This window comes from Ruegeria sp. BHSB196, assembly GCF_059613135.1.
Genome location: NZ_JBXWRY010000025.1, coordinates 1 through 23708, shown reverse-complemented (window position 1 = coordinate 23708; position 23708 = coordinate 1). Strand labels below are relative to the sequence as shown.

The window sequence follows — 23708 nt, the reverse complement described above, 5'->3', positions numbered from 1 at the left end:
GCGCGGCACCTCCTCCCGTTGGGCCGGGCACCGCGCGTCCGCGCGGTGCTAGGCCAAGCGATCCGCAAAGTGATCCAGCAACCTGTGTTTCAGGATCTTGCCGGTCGGCGCGGCCGGCAATTCGGTCGCCACGACGATCTGCGCCGGGCGCTTGTAGCCCGCCAGACGCCCGGCGGCATGGGCGTGCAATTCCTCCGCCGCGGGCTCGTCCCCCGGCGCCACCTGCACAAAGGCCACCACCTTTTCGTCGCCCTCCACCATGCGTCCGACCACCGCCGCCTGGATGACCTTGGGATGGTCGTTCAGCGCCGCCTCCACTTCGGGCGGATAGACATTGAACCCGCCGTGGATGATCAGCTCCTTGCACCGGCCCACGATATGCAGATGCCCCCGGTCGTCGAAGTGCCCCAGATCACCGGTGCGCAGCCAGCCACCCCGCAGCGCCGCCGCCGTGTCGTCCGGATTGCGGAAATAACCCTTCATCACATGCGGCCCGCGCGTCAGCACCTCGCCGACGCCGGCGCCGCCGCCAGCCACGTCCTGATCGATCCGGACCTCCACGCCCGGCAGAGGCGGGCCCACCGAAACATCCGGATCGCCCGGCGCGCAGGTCGAGGCGCAGACCCCCGCCGTGCTTTCCGTCAACCCATAGCCGTTCTGGATGGCGACCCCGTAGAACGCCTCGGCCTTGCGCTTCCACGCCGGGTCCAGCGGCGCCGCACCCGACGAGACATAGCGCAGCGTGTCGGTCGGCAGGCGCTCGTACCCCTGTTCCCTGGTGTATTGCATCAGCAGCGCGTGCATCTGCGGCACCCCGGAAAACAGCGTGACGCCGGAATTCAGCGCCGCATAGGTCCGCGCCGCCGAAAACCGCGCCTCAAGCCGGACCGGCGCGCCGATCCAGGTCGCCGCCGTCACCACCGAGGCCAGGCCAAATACATGGGTGATGGGCAACACGCCATAGATCACGTCCGCCTCGGTCATGCCCCGCAGCTCGGCCGAGGTGCGCCCGGCGAACAGCACGTTCTCATGGGTCAGCATCACCCCCTTGGGCGTGCCGGTGGTGCCGGTGGTAAAGAGCATCACGGCCACGTCCGACAGTGCCGGATCCGGATCGCTTGGCCAGGGCGTCGCCAGGTGCATCTGTCCGAACGCCCCCTCCACCGCACGCGCGCCCGCCGCCGCGGCATGGCGCGCGGCATCCGGTGATGCCGCGGAGGTATAGAGCGCGGCCGCGGGCCGGGCATGATCCGCGATGCGCCGCAACTCCGCCTCGGTCAGGCGGGCATTGACGGGAATGGCGCAGGCCCCGATCCGCGAACAGGCGAACAGCGACGCCACCGCCGCGCAGCAGTTCTCGGCCAGGATCAGCACCCGGTCGCCAGCCCGCAGGCCGGACTCCTCCAGCAGACCCGCCATCGCCCCAACCGCATCGTCCAACTGCCGATAGGTCCAGCGCGCGCCCCCGGCCTCCGAAAACGCCGGCGCATCGGGACGCCGGGCGATCTGCGCGCCGGGATAGTCGTGCCACTTCACCCTGTTTCCCCCTCCTGTTTCAGCCGCCCGGCCCGGGCGCGCCTCACCTGACCAGCCTGTGCCGCTTGAACACGCCCGTTGCCGTCGCGATCAGCGTTCCGTCCTCATGCCGCAATTCGCCGTTCACATGCACCAGCTTGCGCCCCCCGCCCGCAGGCCGCCCCGTGGCCGTGACCCGCCCCCGGTCCACGGCGGCCACGTAACTGGTGCTGAGCGAGACGGTCAGCACCATCGGATGCGCGGCGCGGTCGAACCAGGCCGAGGCGGTGTTGCCGCAGGCCACGTCCAGCAGCATGGCGATGATGCCGCCATGCAGAACCTCCTGACTGTTCAGATGCTCCGGGCGAATGTCCAGATGGCAGCGGGCCTGCCCCTCGGGGTCGGTCAGGTCGATCTCGAACCCCACCGCCCTCTGGCAGCCCGACGGCTTCAGGTTCGGCCGCCCGCCGTCAGGCCGCGCCGAGGGCAATGAACCGCTCCAGATGATGGTCCGCGTCCCCGAACCGGTGATCGGCCATGACGATCCGCTTGGCGATATGGGCCAGTTCGTATTCCTGGGTCATCGCGATGCCGCCATGCATCTGGATCGTCTCTTCCGCGACCAGCCGGCCCACCCGTGCGATGAGGTTGCGCGCGGCGGCGATCTGACGGTCGCGATCCGGAGCCTCCAGATGCCCCGCCGCATTGATCACCGCCGACCGCGCCTGTTCCAGCTCGATCAGCATGTCCGCAAACCGGTGCTGCAGCGCCTGGAACGTGCCGATCGGGCGGCCGAACTGCTTGCGCGTCAGCAGGTATTGCCGGGTCAGTTCGACCGCGGTTTCCATCGCGCCCAGCGTTTCCGCCGCCAGCGCGACATTGGCGGCGGCGATGGCGTCCAGCAGGGCCTGCAGCCCCTGCCCCGGCGCGCCCATCCGGGCGCTGTCCGGCAGGCGCACCTCGTCCAGCACCACCTCGGCGGCGCGGCCGCCGGCCAGCATCGGATAGCCCCGCAGGGTCAGCCCGCGGGTGCCTGCGGGCACCAGAAACAGCGAGATTCCCTCCAGATCGAACGGCCCGCCGCTCTCGCGGGCGGACACGATCAGGTATCCGGCGGCCTCGGCATTGACGACCACCGCCTTGCGGCCGGACAGCACGATCTCGCCGCCGTCAGCCCGCGCCGTGGTCTCCACCCGGCTCAGGTCATAGCGGCTCGCCGGCTCGCCATGCGCCAGCGCCAGATGCAGCTGGCCGCCGATCGCCTGCTCCAACAGGGCGCGCTGTTCCGGCGTGCCCTGCGCCGCCAGCAGCCGCCCGCCCAGAACCGCGGTGTCGAGGAACGGCTCGACCACGCCCGCACGGCCCAGTTCCTCGAACACCGTGGCGATGTCGAACCCGGCCCCGCCGAACCCGCCCTCGGCCTCGGAAAACACCGCGCCGATCACGCCCAGCTCGGCCAGTTCGGCCCAGATTTCGCCGCTCATCCCGGTATCGCCGTCCAGAATGCGGTTGCGTTCCGCCGTGGTATAGCGGTCTGCCAGATACCGGCGCAGCGTGTCCTGCAGCATCTGGCGTTCTTCGGTCAGGTTGAAATCCATCTCAGCCCCCCATCTTCACCTTGGCGATGATTCCGCGCTGGATCTCGTTCGACCCGCCAAAGATCGACAGTTTGCGGTTGTTGAAATACTGCGCTGCCACCGGCCCGGCATAGTCCGGCCCGATCGGGTCATTGTCGCCTTCCACCCCCTCCGAGGCAAAGGGCATCGCATAGGGGCCGACGGCGCGGCGGGCCAGGTCGTTGATCTCCTGCCGGATGATCGTGCCCTTGACCTTCAGCATCGAGCTTTCCACCCCAGGCGCCTGCCCGGCCGCCGCCTGGCTGACGATGCGCATGTTGGTCGTGGCCATCGCCATCAGGTCGATCTCGACCTGCGCCAGCCGCGCCGCGAAATGCGGGTTCTCGATCAGCGGCCGGCCATTTGCGCATTCGACCCGCGCGATCCGCTTGACCGCGTCCAGACCGGCGCGGCTGAACCCCACGCCCGCGATGTTGGTGCGCTCATGGGTCAGCAGATACTTGGCATAGGTCCAGCCCTTGTTCTCCTCGCCCACCAGGTTTTCCACCGGCACCCGCACGTCGTCAAAGAACACCTCGTTCACTTCCGGCGTTCCATCCAGCAGGATGATGGGCCGCACCTCGATCCCCGGCGTGTTCATGTCGATCAGCAGGAACGAAATCCCCTCCTGCTGCTTGGCCTCCGGATCGGTCCGCACCAGGCAGAAGATCCAGTTGGCATATTGCCCCAACGTGGTCCAGGTCTTCTGGCCGTTGACCACGTAGTGGTCGCCGTCGCGCACCGCGCGGGTCTTGAGCGAGGCCAGATCCGACCCCGCCCCCGGCTCGGAATAGCCCTGGCACCACCAATGCTCGCCGTTCAGGATGCGCGGCAGGAAATAGTCCTGCTGCGCCTTCGAGCCGAACTTCTGCAGAACCGGTCCCAGCATCGACAGGCCGAACGGCACGATGCGCGGCGCACGGGCCATGGCGCATTCTTCCTCGAAGATGTGGCGCTGCACAGCGTTCCACTCCGCCCCGCCGAATTCCCTGGGCCAGTTGAAGTTCAGCCACCCCTTTTCGTTGAGGGTCGCGTGCCACCACTCATGCCCCTCCTTGCCAAGGCTCTGCCCGGCGCGCACCTTGTCCGAGATTTCGCTCGGCAGCTTTTCGGCCAGAAAGGCGCGCACCTCGTCGCGAAACGCGATTTCGTCGTCGGTGTAATTCAGATCCATCCCTGCTCTCCTCCCCGGAACTGCGGCCTGGCCCTTGCGGGTCCGGCGCCCTGCGCCGGACGGCGACCGGCCCGCCCTCGACGGGCGGGCCGGTCGCTCCCTGCGGTCAATAGATCTCGAACAGCCCGGCCGCGCCCATGCCGCCGCCGATGCACATCGTCACCACACCCAGCCTGGCGCCCCGCCGCCTGCCCTCGCGCAGCAGGTGGCCGACCATGCGCGCGCCGGTCATGCCGAACGGATGGCCGATGGCGATCGAGCCGCCGTTGACGTTGCAGATCTCGTCCTCGATCCCCAGCCGGTTGCGGCAGTACAGCGCCTGGCTGGCAAAGGCTTCGTTCAATTCCCACAGGTCGATGTCATCCACCTTGAGCCCGTGCCGTTCCAGCAGCCGCGGCACCGCAAAGACCGGGCCGATCCCCATCTCGTCCGGCTCGCAGCCGGCAACGCAGAAGCCCTTGAAGGCGCCCATCGGGTCCAGCCCGCGCTTCTCGGCCTTGGCGCTGTCCATCAGAACCACCGCCGCCGCGCCGTCCGACAGCTGGCTGGCGTTGCCGGCAGTGATATAGTTGCCCGCGCCGCGCACCGGCTCCAGCCCGGCCAGACCTTCCAGCGTGGTGTTCGGGCGGTTGCATTCGTCGCGATCCACCGTCACCTCGCGCTGCGACACCGCGCCGGTCTCCTTGTCCTTGACCGCCATCGTGGCCTGCATCGGCACGATCTCGTCGTCGAACTTGCCCGATTGCTGCGCCGCCGCGATCCGCTGCTGCGACCGCAGGCCATAGGCGTCCTGCTCCTCGCGGGTGACGCCATAGCGTTCCGCCACGATGTCGGCGGTTTCGATCATGGTCATGTAGATCGCCGGCTTGTGTTCCTGAATCCAGGATTCTGGCGACGGGCGCGTATGCGGCTGCACCATCGAGATGCTTTCGACTCCGCCCGCGACCATCGGCCCCGAACCGCCCTCGGTGATCGCCTGCGCCGCCAGCGCCACGGTCTGCAGCCCCGAGGAACAGAACCGGTTCACCGTCATCCCCGAGGCGGTCACGGGCAACCCGGCGCGGATCGCGATCTGGCGGCCGATATTGCCTCCGGTCTCGCCTTCGGGGAAACCGCATCCGATGATGCAATCCTCGATCTCGGACCCGTCCAGACCGGCGCGCTCCACCGCCGCGCTCACGGCGTGACCGCCCATGGTGGCGCCGTGGGTCTGGTTGAACGAGCCCCGGAACGACTTGGCAAGCCCGGTACGGGCGGCGGATACGATGACGGCTTGTTTCATCACGAGGCTTCCTTGTTCAGATCGTCGAATGTGCGGCCCTCGGCCACCAGTTGCTCCAGAAGGGGGGCGGGCTGCCAGAAATAGTCGTCTTCCTTGGCCCATTCCTTGATGTCCGCCAGAAGCTCTGGCAGACCCTCCAGATCGGCCCATTTCAGCGGCCCGCCGCGATAGCGCGGAAAGCCGTAGCCGTAAAGCAGGGTGACATCCACATCCAGCGGCCGGCGCGCGATCCCCTCGCCCACCACCCTGGCCGCCTCGTTGACCATCGCGGCCATGTAGCGGCGCACGATTTCCCCGTCCGAGAAGTCCCGCGGCGTGATCCCCTGTTCGGCGCGTTCCGCCTCGATCAGAGGCATCACGTCGGGGTTGGGCACGCCGCCGCGCTTGCCGGCCTCGTAGACATAATATCCCTTGCCCGTCTTCTGCCCGAAATGCCCCGCCTCGCACAGCTTGTCGGCATAGGTGCTGTCGCGGGCGCGCGGGTCCAGCCCCTCGGCCCGCTTGCGCTTGCGCACCGCCCAGCCGATATCCAGCCCCGCCAGGTCGGCCACCGCGAACGGCCCCATGGCAAACCCGAAATCGGTCAGCGCCTTGTCGATCTGATAGGGGCTGGCGCCGTCGAGGATCATGTGATCGGCGCAGGTCCGGTAGGTGCTGAGAATCCGGTTGCCGATGAACCCGTCGCAGACACCTGCGCGGACGCAGACCTTTTTCAGCCGGTGGCCCAGCGCGAATCCGGTCGCCACCACCTCGGGCGCGGTCTTGTCGGCCACCACCACTTCCAGCAGCTTCATCACATGGGCCGGCGAAAAGAAATGCAGCCCGATCACGTCCTCGGGCCGCGTGGTGGCGGCCGCGATTTCGTTGATGTCGAGATACGAGGTGTTCGAGGCGAGCACCGCGCCGGGCTTGCACACCGCGTCAAGCTGGCCAAAGACCTGTTTCTTGACCTCCATATCCTCGAACACCGCCTCGATCACCAGATCGACGGTGCTCAGCGCGCCGTATCCGGTCGCCAGCGTCAGTTCGCTGTCCAGAATCTCGTCATGCCGCGCCTGGCTGATCTTGCCGCGCTTGAGCGCGCCAGCCAGGTTGCCCGCGATCCGTTCCTTGGCGGCATGGGCCGCCTCGGGCGACATCTCCAGCATCACCACCGGCAGGCCCGACAACAGCGCCGCCGTGGCGATACCCGCACCCATCGTGCCGCCGCCGATCACCCCGATCTGGTGCAGCATCCGCGGCTCGACACCCTTGAGTTCCGGCAGCTTGCCAACGGCGCGTTCGGCGAAAAACGCATGGATCAGCCCCTTGCGCTGATCCGTCGCCATCAGCTCCATGAACAGCTCCCGCTCGCGCTGCATCCCGGCCTCGAAACTGTCGGCCTCGCACGCCGCCTGCACCGCGCGCACCGCCGTGGCGGGCGACAGCTGCCCGCGCCCCTTCTGCAGCACCTGCGCATGAACCGCGTCGAAATCCACCGGCTTCGGGGCGGGCATGTCGCTGACCGGCCGACGCGCGGCACCCGACTCCAGCAATTCGCGGACATAGGCCAGCCCGACCTCGCGCGGCTCGCCCTCGGCCACCTTGTCTACCACGCCCAGCTTCAGCGCCTCGTCGGCGCGCACATGCCGGCCGCTGGTGATCATGTCGAGCGCCGCCTCGACACCGGCCACGCGCGGCAGGCGCTGGGTGCCGCCCGCGCCGGGCAGAATACCCAGATGCACTTCGGGCAGGCCGACCCGGGCCGAGGGCACCGCGACCCGGTAGTGGGTGGCCAGCGCCACCTCCAGCCCGCCGCCCAGCGCGGTGCCGTGAATGGCGGACACCACCAGCAGCGGCGAGGCTTCGATCCGCGCGCACAGCTCCGGCAGCCACGGATCCTGCGGCGGCTTGCCGAACTCGCGGATGTCGGCCCCGGCGAAATAGGTCCGGCCCTTGCCATAGATCAGCACCGCCTTGGCGCCCTCGGCCTCGGCCCGTTCGATCCCGGCCTGCAATCCCCGGCGCACATCCACGCCCAGCGCGTTCACCGGCGGATTGTTGGCGGCCAATACTGCGATATCCCCGTCACGTTCGTATTCCACGGCCTCAGACATTCGGCCCATCCTCCCTTGCCTGACCCGCACCTGCGAGTCGCCCGTACTTGCTGCGCCGACCTTAGACGCCCCGCGCCCGATCGGATGCGGAACCTTGCGTCACCCGCGCGGCATCCTTCAACCCATGTTCCGCATTGCGAAACGACGTTTTGCCAATGAAACTGCCGTGCATCACGCCCCGGATCAAGCCGATTCCGGCCAGCCGACGCAGCGTTGCCAGCCCGCCCCGCGATCATACTGCGAGACCGCCGCGCATTTCCACTGGCGCGGTCCGCACACAGGCGGCATAGACTCCATGGCACCCAGGACGAGACCGGCCATGCATCTTGCAATCCTGATGACCAACACCGACGAAAGCGCCTTTGCCCAGGCGCACCCGAAGGACGGCGAGACCTTCGGGCGGCTGATCCACATCGCCCGCCCGCACTGGACGGTCGAGGTGTACTCGGTCAAGGACGGTGTGTTTCCCGCCGACATCACCCGGTTTGACGGGGCGCTCATCACCGGCAGCCCGGCCTCGGTCCGCAGCGGCGCCGATTGGGTCGCCCGCCTGTTCGACCTGATCCGGGACATGGCCGAACGGCGCCAGCCGGTGTTCGGCGCCTGTTTCGGGCATCAGGCCATCGCCGCGGCGCTCGGCGGCGACGTGGACTGGAACCCGGACGGATGGGTTTTCGGCGTCACCCGCAACCAGGTTCTGGAACGGCCCGGCTGGGCGCGGGATCTGCCCGACGTGATCCGGCTTTACGGCTGTCACAGCGAACAGGTGACGCGCCTGCCCGACGGGGCCGTGAACCTCACCCGCTCCGACGCCTGCGAAACCTCGGGATTCGCGATCGGCACTCACGTCTATACCACCCAGCAACACCCCGAGATGGACAAGGCGTTCGTGGTCGCCCTCGCGGACGAGATGCGCCCCCAGATCGGCGACGCGCTGCGCCGGGCGGCGCTCGACTCGCTGCGCGAACCGGCCGATCAGGCGGCCTATGCCGAAAGCCTCGCGCGGTTCTTCGAACAGGCCCGAAAACTCAAGCGGTTGCCATAAGACGCACCCGTTGATTTCGGAAAATCTGTGCTAGGCTCGGACCGAGGCAGGCTCATCGGACCGATCGCGGCAGTCCAGAACCACAACAGGGAGCAACAGAGATGTGCGATATTTGTGTGATGAATGCCGTAAAGGACCGGATGCTGTCGCGGCGGTCCTTCTTCAAGGCCGGGGCAGCGATGGCCGCCGGCACCGCGCTGGGCGCCGCCGCGGCGCCGCCGGCGCTGGCGCAGGGCCACGGCGAAGTGGTGGACATGACGCATGTGTACGACGCCGATTTCCCGACCTATTTCGGTGAGCCCGGGATCGAGGCGACCCAGGCCTTCAACTTTCAGGACAACGGGTTCAACCTGTTCACCCTCGCCCTGAACGAACATACCGGAACCCATATCGACGCGCCGCTGCACTTTTCCGCCGACGGCCAGTCGATCGACGAGATCCCGGTCTCGAATCTGGTCTGCCCGCTCTGCGTGGTGGATATCGCGGCCCGCGCCGCCGATGACCCGGACGCCCAGGTGACGCCTGACGACCTCAAGGCCTGGATCGACGCCAATGGCCCGATTCCCGACGGCGCCTGCGTGGCCATGCATTCGGGATGGGCCGGCAAGGCGGCCACCGACGGATTCCGCAACGCCGATGGCGAAGGCAAGATGCACTTCCCCGGCTTCCACCTCGAAGCCGCGCAGATGCTGATGGACGAGACCGGCGCCGTGGCCCTGGCCGTGGACACGCTGTCGCTCGATCACGGACCGTCCGGGGATTTCGCGGTGCATTACGCCTGGCTGCCGACCAACCGCTACGGCATCGAAAACCTCGCCAATCTCGACAAGGTGCCCGCCGCCGGCGCGACGCTGGTCGTGGGCGCCCCCGCGCATCGCGGCGGCTCGGGCGGCCCGGCGCGCATCCTGGCCCTGGTCTGAGCCATGGCGACCGTCCGGCTTTTGTCCGACGAGGAGGCCAGCGCCGAGGCGCTGGCCGTCTTCGACGACATCCGCGCCACCCGCGGCACCGACTACGTCAACAACTTCTGGCGCGCGCTGGCCCACGATCCCGCCCTTTTGCGCGCGACCTGGGACCGGCTGAAATCGGTGATGGCCGCAGGGGCGCTGGACCCGCTGGTCAAGGAGATGATCTATATCGCGGTGTCCACCGCCAACGGATGCGAATACTGCGTGCATTCGCATTCCGCCGCCGCCCGCGCCAAGGGCATGACCGATGCGATGCATGGCGAATTGCTGGCCGTCATCGGCATGGCCAGCCAGACCAACGCGCTGGTCACGGCCCTGCAGGTGCCGGTGGATGCCGCCTTCGACGCGGACCGGGACTGAGCGGGCGAACCGGCATTTCCGCCGCAGATTTGCACCGGGCGCACGGCGGCTATGCCGCCGGCGCTCTGGTCAGTCCGCCGGGCGCGGAATATCTCGGCGTCAAACCCGATTTGACCCGAGAGATCCGACATGACGCACTCCACCACAGGCCGTTCGACACTCCTCACCCTCTGCGCCGCGCTGGCCGACATCTTCACCGGCATCTTCGACGCCCTGGCCCGCATCGGCGAGGCCAATTCCAAGGTGCGCCAGATCCGGGCGCTGTCCGCCATGAGCGACGCCGAACTCAAGGCCCGCGGCATCGACCGCGAAGACATCATCCGCCTGGTGATGGCCGACGTCATCTGACGGCGGGCGCCTCCGCTGGCGTCAGTCCGCGGCGACGGCCTCCGCCGCCCTGGCATAGGCCGCCGCGCACAGCTCGAAATCCGCCTCGGTCAGGGCCAGCGAAGGATAGGTCTTGCCGGCGGCCTTGAACATGCCGTTCTGCATCAGCACCGCGTTGAATTTCGCGGCCCTTTGGGTGTCCGAGCCGAACACGTCGCGATAATCGCGGACCTCGCCCGTGGTGAAGACGATCTCGAACAGGGTCGGATCGCCGACGATCCGGTGGGCGATGCCCTGCCCGTCCAGCGCCGCCTTGGCCATCGCCATCAGCCGCCGGCCATTGTCGCGCAGCGCCTCGTACTGCCCCGCGCGCCGCAGAACCTCCATGGTCTTCAGCCCCGCCACCGCCGCCACCGGGTTGCCCGACAGCGTTCCCAGCTGCATCAGCCATTTCCCGGCCCCCACCGCGGCCTTGTCGAAATGCGCCATGATCTCGGCCCGCCCGGCAATGGCGGCCAGCGGGAACCCGCCGCCGATGATCTTGCCCAAAGTGGCGATATCCGGCACCACGCCGTAAAGCTCCTGCGCCCCGCCATAGGCAAACCGGAACCCGGTGACGACCTCATCGAAGATCAGCACGATGCCATACTTGTCGGCCTCGTCCCGCAGCAGTTGCAGGAACCCCGGCTCGGGCGGGATGATCCGCTGCAGCGGTTCGACGATGATCGCCGCCACGTCCTTGCCGTGCTCGGCCAGCAGCGACCGGATATAGTCCGGGTCGTTGAACGGCGCGATCAGCATCTCGGCCCGCACGCTTTCCGGGATACCGGCGCTGTCCGGCACCGCCTGCGGAAAATTTACCATCCTGGACGGCGCCAGGCTCATCTGCGCCTCGGCGCACATGCCGTGATAGCCGCCCTCGAACTTCACGATCCGGTCGCGCCCGGTAAAGGCGCGCGCCAGCCGGATCGCGTACATGTCCGCCTCGCCCCCGGACGAGACATAGCGCACCTGTTCGGCGCAGGCGACGGCGGAACAGATCTCCTCGGCCAGTTCCACGGCGCGGGCGTTGTTGGCGAAAAAGGTCATCCCCCTGGGCAGCTGCTCCAGCACCGCCTCCATCACTTCCGGGTGCCCGTGCCCCAGCAGCATCGGCCCCGAGCCGATCAGCAGATCGACGTATTCCTTGCCGTCCTCGTCCCAGACCCGGCTGCCCCGGCCCTCGCGGATGAACATCGACGGATCGAAATTGCCGAAGCCGCCGCCGGGCAGCACCGCCCTGGCGCGTTCGATCCAATCGGCCTGGCTAAGTGTCGTGAGCATGGTGGCCTCCTAGTCCAAGATCAAATCCGGCGCGCCCAGACCGTCGCGGTCCGGCGCCACGCCCAAACCGGCCCCGTCGGGCGGCGCGATGCGGCCAGCCTTGCGCACCGGACCCTCCGGCGCAAGCCGGGGCGCGACATATCCTGACAGATCGCAGACATTCATCAGCCGCGCCGGATCGGTCGCCGCGCCCAGATGCAGCAATGCCGCCGTGGTGATGTCCGATCCCCAGGTGTCCTCGACACACATCCTGGCCCCCAGATGCAGGCACAGATCGCGGGCGCGCCGCGCGGCGGACAGGCCGCCGAATTTCGACAGCTTGACCGCCACCGCATCCATGCAGCCCTGCGCGTGCCCGGCCAGCAGGCTGGCCGTGTCATGGGCGCTCTCGTCCAGCTTCATGGGCAAGCCCGTGGCCGCCCGCACCCGCGCGCAATCCTCGATGCTGGCGCAGGGCTGCTCCAGCATCACGTCCAGATCTGCCACCGCCCGGCCCACCCGCGTCGCGTCCAGCGAGGTCGCGCCGCAATTCCAGTCGCCATAGACCAGCGGCCCGTCGCCCACCGCCTCGCGCACCATGGTCAGGCGGGCCACGTCGGCCTGCCAGTCACCATCCGCGCCCAGCTTGACCTGGAATTGCGTGATGCCCTGGTTCTGCGCCTCGACCGCGATGCGCGCCATCTCGTCGGGCGCGACGCAGGTGATCGAATGATAGAGCGGCATGGTCTCGGCCCGCCGCCCGCCCAGCAGCGCATGCAGCGGCAGGCCCGCCACCTTCCCGGTCAGATCCCACAGCGCGATGTCGATGGCGGATTTCGCATAGACATGCCCCTGCAGATGCCGGTCGAGCCGCGCCATCAGCGCCTCGGGGCCGACCGGGTCGGCACCCAGCAGCACCGGCGCCATCTCCTGCACCGCCGGGGCGACGCCGCGCGCATAGGCCGGCAGGTAATGCGGGATCGGGCAGACCTCGCCCCAGCCGGTGCGCCCGTCATCGGTGTCCAGCGCCAGCACCACCGTTTCCACCGTGTCGCAGGTCTTGCCGTCGGCCATGTAATAGGCCTGGTGGCTGGTCAGCGGCAGGTGCCACAGCGAAATGCGCACGATCCGGGTCATTGATACACCGCCACCGGGTCGCCCAGCGCCGCCTCGTCCGGGGCCACGCCCAGCCCCGGCGTTTCGGGCAGGTGCAGGTGGCCGTCTACGTTCCGGGGGCCGCGGCCTCCGGCGATATCCAGCGTCAGCATGTCCTGACAGGCCCAGACGCCCAGCCGGTTGTGATCGGGGATGGTGGCGGCCAGGTGCAGCGCCTCGGCATCGGCCAGCACCGAGCCGCCGGTCGCCATCACGTACATGTCGATGCCATGCGCCAGCGCGATGTCGCGCATCCGCGCGGCCTTGGTCAACCCGCCGACGCGGTTCAGCTTGATGCCGAACACCTCGGCCAGACCTTCCCGCGCGATGCGGGCGGCATCCTGCAACGTGACCAGGCTTTCATCGATGCTGACCGGGGCGGCGTGCAGCGCCCGGATCGCCGCGATGTCGCCCAGCGTCTCGCCCGGCTGCTCGAACATCACCCCAAGATCCTCGGTCGCCTTCATCACCCGCAGCGCCTGCTGCCGGGTCCAGGCGCGGTTCACGTCATAGAGGATGCGCTCGCCTTTTGGCCGGTGCGCCTCGACATCGCGGATGCGCTCGATGTCGCGCTCGGCGTCGCCGCCCACCTTGACCGAATGCACGTGATAGCCGCGCGCGCGATAGCGGTCCATGACCTCGCGGGTCTCCGTCACCGTCTTGGCCCCGACCGACGAGGCGATGGGCGCGGGCGTGCGCGAGCCGCCGCCCATCAGGTCGGCGATCGGCAGCCCCGCCGCCTGCCCGGCGATGTCCCAGCAGGCCATGTCAATGGGCGATTTGGCATAGAGATGGCCGGGCAAGGCCAGATCCATCGCCCGCTCGACCTCCAGCACCTTGCGCGGATCGAGCCCCAGCACGAAGCGCGCCATGGTTTCGATCCCGGCGCGGATGCCCGGCCCGTGCGCCGGCACATAGGTATGGCCCCAGGGCGTGCCCTCGCCCCATCCGGTCAGCCCCTCGTCGGTCTCCAGCTTGACGAAGGTGGCGTCCAGCACCTCGAATTTCAGCCGTCCGCCGGACAGCCAATAGGGATGCTCCAGCGGCAGATCGACGTGATGGACCGAGATCCGGGTGATCTTCATGGCGTGAACTCCGCGACGGGCGCGCCAAGGCTCTCGAAGTCGGGCGTGACGCCCAGGCCCGGTGTGTCGGAGGCATGGAGCCTGCCCTCCCGCGCCTGCGGCCCGCCGATGCCGGTGGACCGGGTGTTGTAGTTCATCAGGTCGGTGGTGTTGTGCAGGTATTCGGGCGGGGTCGTGGCGGCGAAATGCGCCAGCGCGGCGCTGGCGATCTCGCCGCCCCAGGTGTCCTCGGCCACCACCGGAATGCGGTTCTCGACCAGATAGTCGCGCACCCGCCGCGCCTTGCTGAGCCCGCCGAGATTGGAGATCTTCAGGCACACCAGCTCGGCCGCGCGATCCGCCACGATCCGCTGCGCCATGTGCATGCCGGTGACACATTCATCCAGCTTCATCGGCAGGTCGATGCGGGCGCGGACCTGCAGGCATTCCTCGTAGCTCCGGCAGGGCTGCTCGAAGATGTAGTCCAGATCCCGCGTCGCCCGCGCCACCCGCAGCGCGTCATCCACCCGCCAGCCCTGATTGGCGTCGGCCATCGCCTTTTCGCCGGGTTCCAGCAGCGGCACGGTGGCGCGGATGCGCTCGATATCCGCCGCCCAGTCGCCGCCCACCTTGATCTGGAACTGCCGGTAGCCCTGCGCCCGGTACCGCTCCAGCTCGGCCACCGTTTCCGCCGTGCCCTTCTGCGGCGCCACCCGGTACATCGGCGCGCCCTCGGTCAGCTTTCCGCCCCAGACCGCGTGCAGCGGCGCATCCAGCGATTGCGCCAGCAAGTCCCAGCAGGCGGCGTCGAACGGCGCCTTGGCGTAGCCATGCCCCTGCACCAGATGGTCCATCAGCCGCTCGATGCCCGCGACGTTGCGCGGATCCCGCCCCAGCAGATGCGGCGCCACCAGCCGCGCCAGCGCCGGCACCCCCTCGGAATGGGCGATCATGTAGTTCTCGCCGCAGGGCGTGAACTCGCCGCAGCCCCGCAGTCCCGCATCCGTGTCGATCACCACCACCGAGGCGGTGGCGGTTTCGATCGCGTTGCCCGCGCCCCAGGCATAGGCCCCGCCGACATAGGGCAGCCCGGTCTGATAGACGCGGATGCGGGTGATCTTCATGCAGCATCCATCCTGGGCAGATCGGCCATGCCTTCACCGCGCCACAGCACGAAGGTCAGGATCGGCCGGTCGGCCGTGATCATCGCATGGCTCTGCCAGCTGGCATGGGCGCGGGTCTGGCCGGGACCGACGAAGGCCGCGTCGCCATCCACCTTGAACAGCGCGCCGCCCGCGAGCGTCAGATACAGTTCCTCGGCCTGATGGCTGTGCCAGTCATAGGTCAGCCCCGCGCCCCAGTACCCGACATAGCCGCGCAGCCGGCCGGACCGGAAATGCCCGGTCGGGCCGAACAGCTCGTAATAACCGTAGCGGTTGCGGAAATCGGCCCCGACCTCCGCTTCGGTATAGGTGCGTTTCCAGCTGGCCAGATGCGCCGTCGCCCGGACCGCGTCGATCAGGGCCTGGGTTGCGGCGGTGCCGGGCAGGTCGAAGCCGGCCACCAGATCGGTGGCGGGGATCGGCCGCGGCTGCAGGCCCGAGGGCGTCAGGTCGTCGGGCCAGGGGGCAAAGCCCGACAGGTCGGGATGCGCCAGATGCAGCTGCCGCGCAGCGTCGAGAACGTCGTCAAGGGTCACGGGATCACCACGATGTTGCCGGTATGGGTCTTGTCGATGAAGGCCTGCTGCGCCGCGCGCAGCTCGCGCAGCGGATAGGTCGCGGCCAGAACGGGCGTCAGTCTTCCCTGCTCGATGTAGCGCACGACGTTTTCGAACACTTCGGGCGGCACCACCGTCGAGCCGGTGAAGGTCAGGTCGCGCAGATAGAACGTCCGCAGGTCGAATTCGACGATCGGCCCGGCGATGGCGCCGGAACAGGTATAGCGCCCGCCGCGGTCCAGGATGTCGATCAGTTTCGGCCAGTAGCCGCCGCCGACCACATCGGCGACCACGGTGATCCGCTCGCCGCCCAGCGCCGCGCGCAGATCGTCGGGCGCGCGCGGCAGGATGCGGTCGGGGCCGAGCCTTGCCACCTCCGGGTGCTTGGCCTCGGACGCCATGGCGATGACCCGCGCGCCGCGCAGCCTGGCCAGCTGCACCAGCGCGCCGCCCACGCCGCCGGAGGCGCCGGGCACCAGAACCGTGTCTCCCGGTCCGACACCGGCCCGCATCAGCATCCCCTCGGCGGTGGTGTAGGAGCAGGAGAAGGTCGCCAGTTCCGCATCCGACAGCGCCGACGCGACCGGCAGCACGTTGCGCGCGTCCACCTTGGTGTATTCGGCGAAACCGCCATCGCATTCCGAGCCGAAATACCCCGTCTTGTCCTTGTTGTCCGGATCGTCCCAGTCGCGCAGCCAGCCGTTGACCATCACCCGCCGGCCGATCAGCGCCCCATCCACGGCCTCGCCCGCCGCCACCACGGTGCCGACCGCGTCGGCCCCCTGGATGCGCGGAAAGCTCAGCGGCCGGCCGCCCCAGGTCGGATCGCTTTCGGCCACGGTGTCATAGGCGCCGCCGGTCGTCGCCTGGTTCACCGTCTTGGAATACCAGCCCGAGCGGGTGTTCACGTCGGTGTTGTTGAGCCCGCAAGCGCCGACGCGGATCAGCACGTCCCCCGGGCCGGGCCGCGGCGTCGGCCAGTCTTCGTGCCATGCGTATCTGTCGAGGCCGCCATGGCCGGTCAGCACCATGGCCTGCATGGTCTCGGGTATGGTCATCTCTGCGCTCCCGTCGCGGGCAGAGGGGGGCGCTGCCCCCCGCCTGCGGCTCCCCCCGGAGTATTTCCGGCAAGATGAAATGGCTGGGTCATTCGGCGGGCTCTCGGATCGCGTCGGTGCGCGGCCGGATGCTGTCCGGATCATGGGCGGGTTCGCCGAGGATGCGGCCGGCGCGGGGGCGCCCGGCGATGATGACCTCGACCCGCGTACCCGGCACGTTGGCCTCGGGCCGGATGTAGGCGAAGGCGAGGATCTTGCCGACGGTGTGGCCATAGGCGACCGAGGCGGTGGAGCCGATCACCTTGCCGTCCCGCAGCACCGCCTCGCCGCCATGGCCGTCATTCACGCCGTCCGGTTCGATCTCCAGATAGGCGCAGATCCACGGCAGGTCGGTGTTCAGGGTCTTGTCCCTGCCCAGACAGTCCTTGTCGGTGCGGGCAAAGCGCAGCACGTCGGCCTCGGCCAGGGTGACTTCGTTGGTGAGTTCCCCCGCGCCCTTGAACGCCTTTTCCATCCGCAGCGCGTTCATCGCGAAGGAGCCATAGGCGGCGATGCCATGCGGCTCTCCGGCCGCCCAGAGCGCGTCATGGACCGCCAGCGCGCTGGCGCGGGGCATGTGCAGTTCCCACCCCAATTCACCGGCATAGGACATGCGGAAGGCCCAGAGCCGGTGCCCGGCGACCTCGATCTGCTGCGCGGTCAGCCATCTGAACCCGGCATTGCTCAGGTCGGCATCGGTGCAGGCGGCCAGAACGTCGCGGGCGCGGGGGCCATTCAGGCTGAGCGCGGCCCAGTCGTCCGACCGAAGGATGATATCGACGTCTTCGCCGCCGCGGTGCTGGGTCAGGTGATCCAGCAGGCGCTGTTCGAAGAAGGCCGCGCAGACCAGGTAGTAGCGGCCCTCGCCCAGCTTCACGACCGTGGTTTCCAGCTCGATCCGCCCGCGGCGGTTCAGCATGTGGGTCAGCGCGATGCCGCCCACCCTTTGCGGCAAACGGTTGGCGACCAGCCGGTCCAGCAGCGACTCGGCATCCGGGCCGGCCACCTCGACCTTGGTGAAGGCCGAAATGTCCATGATCCCGACCCGTTCGCGAACGGCCCTGCATTCGGCGGCGACCATGTCGTGCACCACGTTGCGCCGGAAGGAATAGTGATCGCGCTGTTCGACGCCATCCCGGGCGAACCACCGCGGGCGTTCATGGCCATAGACCTCTTCGAACACGGCCCCCTTGGCTTTCAGCCGGTCGTACAGCGGCGACGGTTTGATCGGCCGGCCGGCAAGGCGGTTGAAATGCGGAAACGGGATTTCGTGGCGCAGCTTGTAGTCCTCATGCGCCTTGATGACCTGCCACTCCTTGGTGGCATAAGGCCCGAACCGGCGCGGATCGTAGTCGCGCATCGAGATGTCCGCCGCCCCGTGCACCATCCAGCGCGCCAGTTCGCGCGTCAGGCCCGGCCCCCAGCCGATGCCGATCTGCGTGCCGCAGCAGCACCAGTAGTTGCGCACCCCCGGCGCCGGGCCGATCAGCGGATTGCCGTCCGGCGGGTGCGAGATCGCCCCGTGCACCTCGCGCTGGATGCCCAGATCGGCAAAGACCGGCATCCGGTTCAGGCTCTCTTCGAGCCACGGCATGACCCGGTCGTAATCGGCGTCGAACAGCCAGTTTTCATAGTCCCACGGGCAATGGTCATGCCAGACCGAGTTCGAATTCTCTTTCTCGTAGATCCCGATCAGCCCGCGTTTCTGCTCCATGCGGATATAGCCCGAGACCTTGCGGTCATCGCGGATCACCGGGAGCTCGCGGTCGAGATCCTGAAACTCGGGCACCGGCTCGGTCACGAAATAGTGGTGGGTCATCGAGGTCATCGGCAGTTGCAGGCCCGACCATTCCCCCATCTGCCGGGCATAGGTGCCCCCCGCATTCACGACGTGTTCGCAGCGGATCGTGCCCCGTTCGGTCTCGACCACCCATTCGCCGTTGTCAGCCTGCGTGATGTTGGTGGCCCGGCACCGGCGGATGATCCGCGCGCCCAGCTGACGGGCGCCGGCCGCCAGGGCCATGGTCACGTTGGTGGGGTCCACATGCCCGTCATCCGGCGTGTGCAGCGCGCCCAGTACCCCGTCGAGGTTGTAGAACGGATGCAGCGCGGCCACCCGGTCCGGCCCCACCAGCTCGATGTTGAAGCCCAGGCTGCGGCCCACCGACAGGGTGTGGCGCAGCCAGTCCATCTCGTCCTCGGTATAGGCCAGCCGGAACGAGCCGCAGCCATGCCACGTCACCGCCTGCCCGGTCTCGGCCTCGAGCGCACCGGAATAGAGCCCGATGTTGTAGTCCACGCATTTGCCCAGGCCGAAGGAACTGGTCGAATGGGTGATCTGCCCCGCCGCATGCCAGGTGCTGCCGCTGGTCAGCTCGGCCTTTTCCAGCAGGACCACATCGGTCCAGCCCTCATGCGCCAGGTGATAGGCGAGACCGACGCCCATGACACCCCCGCCCACGATCACCACGCGGGCCTGTGACGGCAGATTGCCCTGGGACATGATTTTTCCTTTCCCCGAGTCGCGTTTCTGCTCGACAGGCTAATTCCACATTTGTACCATCGTCAATCATGAATGACACAAATGTATCATCCACCGTCCTGGACCGGCTGACCGAGGAATGGGACGCCCTGACGCCCGAGGCGCAGAAGGCGGCGCGCTACGTGCTGGAGAACCCGGCCGAGGTCGGGGTGTCCACCGTGCGCGAGATCGCCGAGGCCGCCAATGTCAAACCCAACACCTTCGTGCGCATGGCCCGGCAGGTGGGCTTTGACGGCTACGAGGATTTCCGCGCCCCCTTCCGCGACGCGATCCGCCGCGGCGCGGTTTCGTTCCCCGACCGCGCCCGCTGGCTGCAGGACATCGGCAAATCCGGCGAGATGGGCGGCCTCTACGCCGATATGGTCGGCGCCGCGATCCGCAACATCGAAGAGACCTTCGCCGGCATCAGCGCCGAACGCCTGCATGCGGCCGCCCAAGCGATCTGGACCTCGCGGCAGGTCTTCACGCTGGGCGTCGGCGTCAACAACTCGAACGCGCGCAACTTCACCTATCTGGCCTCGACGGGGATGAAGCAGTTCCATGCCATCCCCCGCCCCGGCTCCACCCCGATCGACGATCTGGCCTGGGCCGACGGTCAGGACGTGCTGATCGCGATGACCTGCAAGCCCTACCGGACCGAGGTGATCGAGGCGGTCAAGCTCGCCCGCGAACAGGGGCTGACGGTCATCGGCATCTCGGACAGCCCGGCCAGCCCGGTGATCCTGAACGCCCATCACGGCTTTGTCGTCGCCGTCGACACGCCGCAGTTCTTCCCCTCGTCCGTCTCGACCATCGCGCTGCTGGAAACCTTGCTGTCCTTCGTGATCGCGGTCTCCAGCGACGAGATCGTGGAACGGGTCGAGCGGTTTCACCAACGCAGACACCAGCTTGGCCTCTATGCGGAGGAACCCGAATGAACGCACCGCTGACCCACGCGCTGGACGCGCGCTATTACACCGACCCGGCGATCTTCGAGACCGAGATGAGGGGGCTTCTGTCCCGCACCTGGCAATTCGCGGGCCATGTGGCGCAGGTGCGCGAGACCGGCGACTACTTCGCCTTCGAGATCGCGGGCGAAAACCTGTTCTGCATCCGCGGGCGCGATGGCGAAATCCGCACCTTCTACAACGTCTGCCAGCACCGCGCGCATGAGATGGTCACAGGCGCCGGCAACACCCGCGTCGTCGTCTGCCCCTATCACGCCTGGACCTACGAGCTTTCCGGCGAACTCCGCGCCGGACCCAACATCAAATCGGTTCCCGGCTTCGACCGCAGCGCGATTTGCCTGACCCCGGTGCGGACCGAAGTGTTCAACGGCTTCATCTTCGTCAATCTCGACGACGACGCCGCCCCGATGGACGACTGGTATCCCGGCGTGCGCGAGGAAATCCGGACCTACGTTCCGCAGATCGACGCGCTGGAACCGCTGGAATGGGTCGAGGTGCCGGAAGACTGCAACTGGAAGGTCAGCATCGAGAACTACTCGGAATGCTACCACTGCCCCACCAACCACCCAACCTTTGCCGAGGGCGTGGTCAAGCCCGAAACCTACGACATCCAGCCCGACGCCGGCGGCGGCTACGTCCTGCGCCACACGACCGAATGCCAGAGCCTCGACAAGATGACCTATGCCATCGACCTGTCGGTGCCCCATGCGGGCGAATACCGGTCGTGGTTCCTGTGGCCGATGTTTTCGTTCCAATGCTATCCGGGCAACGTGCTCAACACCTATCACTGGCGCGCACGCGACGTGGACCACTGCACCGTCTGGCGCGGCTGGTACACCGAAGGCGGCTCGGAAAGCGCGGTGATCCGGCAACTGGCGGTGCAGGACCGCGAAACCACGGTCGAAGAGGACATCCGGCTGGTGGAATCGGTCCATCGCGGCATGAAGTCCCGCGGCTACCGGCCCGGCCCGCTGGTTCTCGATCCTCGCTGCGGCGTGATGTCGGAACACTCCATCGCCAAGCTGCAGCAATGGATGCGGGAGGCGGTGGATGGCTGACCTGACCGGCCAATGCATGTGCGGCGCGGTGCGCTGGTCCTCGACCGGCAAAGTGACGCGCCGCCTGGCCTGTCATTGCACCGACTGCCAAAGGGCCACGTCTTCGCCCTTCACCGCCTTTGTCGGCCTGCCGCCGGAAACGGTCCGGTGGTCGGGCGAGATCAACCACTACGAAAGCTCGCCCGGCAGCCATCGCGGATTCTGCCCCACATGCGGAACGCGCCTCTATTTCCGGTCCGACAAATGGCCGGGAGAGATCCACATTCACGCGGCGACGTTGACCGACGCCTCCGGCTACACCCCCGACGCCCATGTCGTCATGGCCAACGCCGCTGCCTGGCTGCATCTGGCCGATGACATCCCCAAACACCAGGGTTTTCAGGCCGAGCCCGCCGATCAGGAGCAGAACCCATGCTGATGCCCGGCGAATGGCGCCCCGAACACAAGCTGTTTCCCTATCAGGTGGGCTTCACTTCGCCACCCTTCGACTTTGACGCCGCGCCCTCGGACTTCCTGCGCATGTGCCCCGACACCGTCGGCGTGCATGGCTGGATGCTGCACGTGCCCGACTACGTGCACGGGCTGGATCAGCGGAAACGGAATTTCGGGATGCTGGAAGACTTCGTGCACTGCATGTCCCGCAACGGCGCCGATGTCTGCGGCCAGGTCGGCTCGAACTGGGTCCATGCCAGCGGGCTGGGAGTCGAGGGCGTCCGGCGGCATTGCGAGGATCTCTCGGACAAATACGGCATCCGGTTTCACATGGCCGGTTACGCGATGGTCGAAGCCCTGCGCGCGATGAATGTCGAGAAGGTCGCACTCAACGCCGCCTATCACTGGCCGGAATGGTGGCAGGGCACGGTCGGCTTTCTGCGCGAGGCCGGGTTCGACGTGGTCTGGGCCGGCAACTTCCACGATCAGGGCTGGTTCGACAGCCAGGAGGCTGTGAACGATTGCCGCTGGGTCTTCGACGGCGATCTGGCCCTCAGGAGTTTCGAGTATGTCGCCGACAAGGCCCCGCAGGCCGAAGCGATCCTGATCAACGGCATGTGCAATTTCCGCACCGGCCCGAACGGGTTGCCGCAACGGCCGTTGCATCTGGCCACCGATCTGGAAGCGCGCCTGGGCAAGCCGGTCATCGGACACGACATCGCGCTCTACTGGCGCATCTTCAAGTCGCTCGGGCTGGCGCCGGTGACGCCGCAGGGGCGGCTGCTGGAGACGCTGAGGGGCTGAAAAACTCCGTACAAATCGGACAGTGGGCATTTGGGAGGGTGTACAAAATGCACAAGATCGTGGCGCTCTGGGCCATTCCGCGCTCGACCTCGACCGCCTTCGAATGGATGATGCGCCAGCGCGGCGACCTCGACTGCCTGCACGAACCCTTCGGCGAAGCCTGGTATCAGGGCGAAGAACCGCTATGGCACCGCTTCCGGCCCGGCGACAAGACGACACCGGGTCTGACCCTCGAGTCCGTGTGGGCCGACCTGCAGCAGCGCGCCCGTCGCGGACCGGTTTTCATCAAGGATTTTCCTCATTATATCAATCACATGTGGGATACCGAATTCCTGTCGCACTTCACCCATGCCTTCCTGATCCGCGACCCGGCCAAGACCATCACCTCGATGTACAGGCAATGGCCGGACTTCGCCGAAGGCGAGGTCGGCTTTCCCGAACAGCGGGCGTTGTTCGATCTGCTGACGGCGCTCAACGGCACCCCGCCGCCCGTGATCGACAGCGACGACCTGCTGGAAGAACCCGTTGTCATGACACGAAAATTCTGCGATTCCGTCGGCCTACCCTTCATCGAAGAGGCGCTGACTTGGGAGGCCGGCGGCGACCCCTCGGCCCACAGCTGGTGGGACGGCGGCTCGTTCCATGCCAACCTCGCCAACTCCACCGGACTGACCCCGCAACCGCGACGGCACATCGCGATCCAAGACGCCCCGGACCGCGTCAGACAGGTCTTCCGCCGGATGAAACCGCATTATGACCACCTGTACAAGCATCGGATAAGATGCTGATGTTAAATGTCTATTTTTGTTCCTACTGCAATCCGTCGATCCGGTGCAACGGGACGGCAGACTTGGCGTCGTGAGGGAGTCACCCGATGGCATCCGATGCTAAACAGCATGACGGTCAAAGATGACCTCTTGCCCGACGCGGAGTCTTCATACCAACTGGCAGGCGAGGCAACTTGGAGACCGATCATGGCAGACATGTTTGACGAAGACCTTTTCCTGAAAGGGCTGGAACAGCGCAAGGCGACTCAGGGCGCGGAGTATGTGGAAAAGAACCTGGCCGCCGCCGATGACTTCACCCGCCCGTTTCAGGAGGCCATGACTGCCTGGTGCTGGGGTTTTGGCTGGGGCGACGAGGTGATCGACGCCAAGACCCGCTCGATGATGAACCTGGCGATGATCGGTGCGCTGGGGAAGAT

At 67.5% G+C, this 23708-nt stretch carries 23 protein-coding genes; 10 read left to right on the top strand and 13 right to left on the bottom strand.

The features are described from left to right. Window positions 1–48: 48 nt before the first annotated feature. The 6 genes from AC2FNJ_RS13250 to AC2FNJ_RS13225 form a co-directional block, all read right to left on the bottom strand. Entirely contained in the window at window positions 49–1536 is a 1488-nt protein-coding gene (locus AC2FNJ_RS13250) for a class I adenylate-forming enzyme family protein (protein ID WP_496764847.1), read from the bottom strand. A gap of 43 nt (window positions 1537–1579) precedes the next feature. Then, on the bottom strand, window positions 1580–2005 hold the full coding sequence (locus AC2FNJ_RS13245) for a PaaI family thioesterase (protein WP_496764845.1): 426 nt from the start codon (window positions 2003–2005) through the stop codon (window positions 1580–1582). Continuing rightward, window positions 1986–3113 carry an acyl-CoA dehydrogenase family protein gene (locus AC2FNJ_RS13240; protein WP_496764843.1) on the bottom strand — a complete coding sequence of 376 codons (1128 nt, stop codon included), beginning with the start codon at window positions 3111–3113 and terminating at the stop codon, window positions 1986–1988. The genes AC2FNJ_RS13245 and AC2FNJ_RS13240 overlap by 20 nt, the downstream gene beginning before the upstream one ends. A gap of 1 nt (window position 3114) precedes the next feature. Next, the gene (locus AC2FNJ_RS13235; protein ID WP_496764841.1) at window positions 3115–4305 is read right to left on the bottom strand and encodes an acyl-CoA dehydrogenase family protein; all 1191 of its coding nucleotides are present in this window, start codon (window positions 4303–4305) and stop codon (window positions 3115–3117) included. A 106-nt stretch (window positions 4306–4411) separates the two neighbouring features. Further along, window positions 4412–5587, bottom strand: a complete 1176-nt coding sequence (locus AC2FNJ_RS13230; RefSeq protein WP_496764839.1) for an acetyl-CoA C-acyltransferase — start codon at window positions 5585–5587, stop codon at window positions 4412–4414. Then, window positions 5587–7683 (bottom strand): 3-hydroxyacyl-CoA dehydrogenase NAD-binding domain-containing protein, encoded by a 2097-nt coding sequence (locus AC2FNJ_RS13225; protein ID WP_496764837.1) that lies wholly within the window; start codon window positions 7681–7683, stop codon window positions 5587–5589. The genes AC2FNJ_RS13230 and AC2FNJ_RS13225 overlap by 1 nt, the downstream gene beginning before the upstream one ends. Before the next feature lie 319 nt (window positions 7684–8002). Here AC2FNJ_RS13225 and AC2FNJ_RS13220 point away from each other — a divergent pair, with 319 nt between their 5' ends. From AC2FNJ_RS13220 to AC2FNJ_RS13205, 4 genes are all read left to right on the top strand, one after another. Then, window positions 8003–8728, top strand: a complete 726-nt coding sequence (locus tag AC2FNJ_RS13220; protein WP_496764835.1) for a type 1 glutamine amidotransferase — start codon at window positions 8003–8005, stop codon at window positions 8726–8728. 101 nt (window positions 8729–8829) lie between these two features. Continuing rightward, entirely contained in the window at window positions 8830–9648 is an 819-nt protein-coding gene (locus AC2FNJ_RS13215) for a cyclase family protein (protein ID WP_496764833.1), read from the top strand. Between the two features lie 3 nt (window positions 9649–9651). Then, entirely contained in the window at window positions 9652–10056 is a 405-nt protein-coding gene (locus AC2FNJ_RS13210) for a carboxymuconolactone decarboxylase family protein (protein ID WP_496764831.1), read from the top strand. A 129-nt stretch (window positions 10057–10185) separates the two neighbouring features. Then, window positions 10186–10404 carry a DUF1127 domain-containing protein gene (locus tag AC2FNJ_RS13205; protein ID WP_496764829.1) on the top strand — a complete coding sequence of 73 codons (219 nt, stop codon included), beginning with the start codon at window positions 10186–10188 and terminating at the stop codon, window positions 10402–10404. A gap of 21 nt (window positions 10405–10425) precedes the next feature. Here AC2FNJ_RS13205 and AC2FNJ_RS13200 read toward each other — a convergent pair whose 3' ends face one another. The 7 genes from AC2FNJ_RS13200 to AC2FNJ_RS13170 all read right to left on the bottom strand — a co-directional run bounded on the left by AC2FNJ_RS13200 (window position 10426) and on the right by AC2FNJ_RS13170 (window position 19224). Next, window positions 10426–11706, bottom strand: a complete 1281-nt coding sequence (locus AC2FNJ_RS13200; protein WP_496764827.1) for an aspartate aminotransferase family protein — start codon at window positions 11704–11706, stop codon at window positions 10426–10428. Between the two features lie 9 nt (window positions 11707–11715). Then, a complete protein-coding gene (locus AC2FNJ_RS13195) occupies window positions 11716–12822 on the bottom strand; it encodes a mandelate racemase/muconate lactonizing enzyme family protein (RefSeq protein WP_496764825.1) in 1107 nt (368 codons plus the stop codon). After that, window positions 12819–13925: a mandelate racemase/muconate lactonizing enzyme family protein gene (locus tag AC2FNJ_RS13190; protein WP_496764823.1), complete on the bottom strand. Its 1107-nt coding sequence runs from the start codon at window positions 13923–13925 to the stop codon at window positions 12819–12821. Before AC2FNJ_RS13190 ends, AC2FNJ_RS13195 begins: the two co-directional genes overlap by 4 nt. Continuing rightward, entirely contained in the window at window positions 13922–15028 is a 1107-nt protein-coding gene (locus tag AC2FNJ_RS13185) for a mandelate racemase/muconate lactonizing enzyme family protein (RefSeq protein WP_496764821.1), read from the bottom strand. Before AC2FNJ_RS13185 ends, AC2FNJ_RS13190 begins: the two co-directional genes overlap by 4 nt. Next, complete coding sequence (locus tag AC2FNJ_RS13180) at window positions 15025–15603, bottom strand: dimethylsulfonioproprionate lyase family protein (RefSeq protein ID WP_496764819.1); 579 nt, start codon at window positions 15601–15603, stop codon at window positions 15025–15027. Before AC2FNJ_RS13180 ends, AC2FNJ_RS13185 begins: the two co-directional genes overlap by 4 nt. Further along, a complete protein-coding gene (locus AC2FNJ_RS13175) occupies window positions 15600–16682 on the bottom strand; it encodes an alcohol dehydrogenase family protein (RefSeq protein ID WP_496764818.1) in 1083 nt (360 codons plus the stop codon). The genes AC2FNJ_RS13180 and AC2FNJ_RS13175 overlap by 4 nt, the downstream gene beginning before the upstream one ends. 88 nt (window positions 16683–16770) lie before the next feature. After that, complete coding sequence (locus AC2FNJ_RS13170) at window positions 16771–19224, bottom strand: FAD-dependent oxidoreductase (protein WP_496764817.1); 2454 nt, start codon at window positions 19222–19224, stop codon at window positions 16771–16773. Between the two features lie 68 nt (window positions 19225–19292). Between AC2FNJ_RS13170 and AC2FNJ_RS13165 the strand changes: the two genes are divergently transcribed. From AC2FNJ_RS13165 to AC2FNJ_RS13140, 6 genes are all read left to right on the top strand, one after another. Further along, entirely contained in the window at window positions 19293–20180 is an 888-nt protein-coding gene (locus tag AC2FNJ_RS13165) for a MurR/RpiR family transcriptional regulator (protein WP_496764816.1), read from the top strand. Further along, entirely contained in the window at window positions 20177–21268 is a 1092-nt protein-coding gene (locus AC2FNJ_RS13160; RefSeq protein ID WP_496764814.1) for an aromatic ring-hydroxylating oxygenase subunit alpha, read from the top strand. Before AC2FNJ_RS13165 ends, AC2FNJ_RS13160 begins: the two co-directional genes overlap by 4 nt. Further along, window positions 21261–21686, top strand: a complete 426-nt coding sequence (locus AC2FNJ_RS13155) for a GFA family protein (protein ID WP_496764813.1) — start codon at window positions 21261–21263, stop codon at window positions 21684–21686. The genes AC2FNJ_RS13160 and AC2FNJ_RS13155 overlap by 8 nt, the downstream gene beginning before the upstream one ends. Next, complete coding sequence (locus tag AC2FNJ_RS13150; protein WP_496764811.1) at window positions 21680–22504, top strand: aspartate racemase/maleate isomerase family protein; 825 nt, start codon at window positions 21680–21682, stop codon at window positions 22502–22504. The genes AC2FNJ_RS13155 and AC2FNJ_RS13150 overlap by 7 nt, the downstream gene beginning before the upstream one ends. 47 nt (window positions 22505–22551) lie before the next feature. Next, complete coding sequence (locus AC2FNJ_RS13145; RefSeq protein ID WP_496764809.1) at window positions 22552–23292, top strand: sulfotransferase-like domain-containing protein; 741 nt, start codon at window positions 22552–22554, stop codon at window positions 23290–23292. A gap of 186 nt (window positions 23293–23478) precedes the next feature. Then, the coding region (locus AC2FNJ_RS13140; RefSeq protein WP_496764807.1) for a carboxymuconolactone decarboxylase family protein at window positions 23479–23708 on the top strand (230 nt) is incomplete at its 3' end.

Bases quoted from the DNA above. Each gene is read 5' to 3' on its own strand.
- AC2FNJ_RS13240 (WP_496764843.1), bottom strand. From the start codon at position 3,113: ATGGATTTCAACCTGACCGAAGAACGCCAGATGCTGCAGGACACGCTG.
- AC2FNJ_RS13235 (WP_496764841.1), bottom strand. From the start codon at position 4,305: ATGGATCTGAATTACACCGACGACGAAATCGCGTTTCGCGACGAGGTG.
- AC2FNJ_RS13230 (WP_496764839.1), bottom strand. From the start codon at position 5,587: ATGAAACAAGCCGTCATCGTATCCGCCGCCCGTACCGGGCTTGCCAAG.
- AC2FNJ_RS13225 (WP_496764837.1), bottom strand. From the start codon at position 7,683: ATGTCTGAGGCCGTGGAATACGAACGTGACGGGGATATCGCAGTATTG.
- AC2FNJ_RS13220 (WP_496764835.1), top strand. From the start codon at position 8,003: ATGCATCTTGCAATCCTGATGACCAACACCGACGAAAGCGCCTTTGCC.
- AC2FNJ_RS13215 (WP_496764833.1), top strand. From the start codon at position 8,830: ATGTGCGATATTTGTGTGATGAATGCCGTAAAGGACCGGATGCTGTCG.
- AC2FNJ_RS13210 (WP_496764831.1), top strand. From the start codon at position 9,652: ATGGCGACCGTCCGGCTTTTGTCCGACGAGGAGGCCAGCGCCGAGGCG.
- AC2FNJ_RS13205 (WP_496764829.1), top strand. From the start codon at position 10,186: ATGACGCACTCCACCACAGGCCGTTCGACACTCCTCACCCTCTGCGCC.
- AC2FNJ_RS13200 (WP_496764827.1), bottom strand. From the start codon at position 11,706: ATGCTCACGACACTTAGCCAGGCCGATTGGATCGAACGCGCCAGGGCG.
- AC2FNJ_RS13195 (WP_496764825.1), bottom strand. From the start codon at position 12,822: ATGACCCGGATCGTGCGCATTTCGCTGTGGCACCTGCCGCTGACCAGC.
- AC2FNJ_RS13190 (WP_496764823.1), bottom strand. From the start codon at position 13,925: ATGAAGATCACCCGGATCTCGGTCCATCACGTCGATCTGCCGCTGGAG.
- AC2FNJ_RS13185 (WP_496764821.1), bottom strand. From the start codon at position 15,028: ATGAAGATCACCCGCATCCGCGTCTATCAGACCGGGCTGCCCTATGTC.
- AC2FNJ_RS13175 (WP_496764818.1), bottom strand. From the start codon at position 16,682: ATGACCATACCCGAGACCATGCAGGCCATGGTGCTGACCGGCCATGGC.
- AC2FNJ_RS13170 (WP_496764817.1), bottom strand. From the start codon at position 19,224: ATGTCCCAGGGCAATCTGCCGTCACAGGCCCGCGTGGTGATCGTGGGC.
- AC2FNJ_RS13165 (WP_496764816.1), top strand. From the start codon at position 19,293: ATGAATGACACAAATGTATCATCCACCGTCCTGGACCGGCTGACCGAG.
- AC2FNJ_RS13160 (WP_496764814.1), top strand. From the start codon at position 20,177: ATGAACGCACCGCTGACCCACGCGCTGGACGCGCGCTATTACACCGAC.
- AC2FNJ_RS13155 (WP_496764813.1), top strand. From the start codon at position 21,261: ATGGCTGACCTGACCGGCCAATGCATGTGCGGCGCGGTGCGCTGGTCC.
- AC2FNJ_RS13150 (WP_496764811.1), top strand. From the start codon at position 21,680: ATGCTGATGCCCGGCGAATGGCGCCCCGAACACAAGCTGTTTCCCTAT.
- AC2FNJ_RS13145 (WP_496764809.1), top strand. From the start codon at position 22,552: ATGCACAAGATCGTGGCGCTCTGGGCCATTCCGCGCTCGACCTCGACC.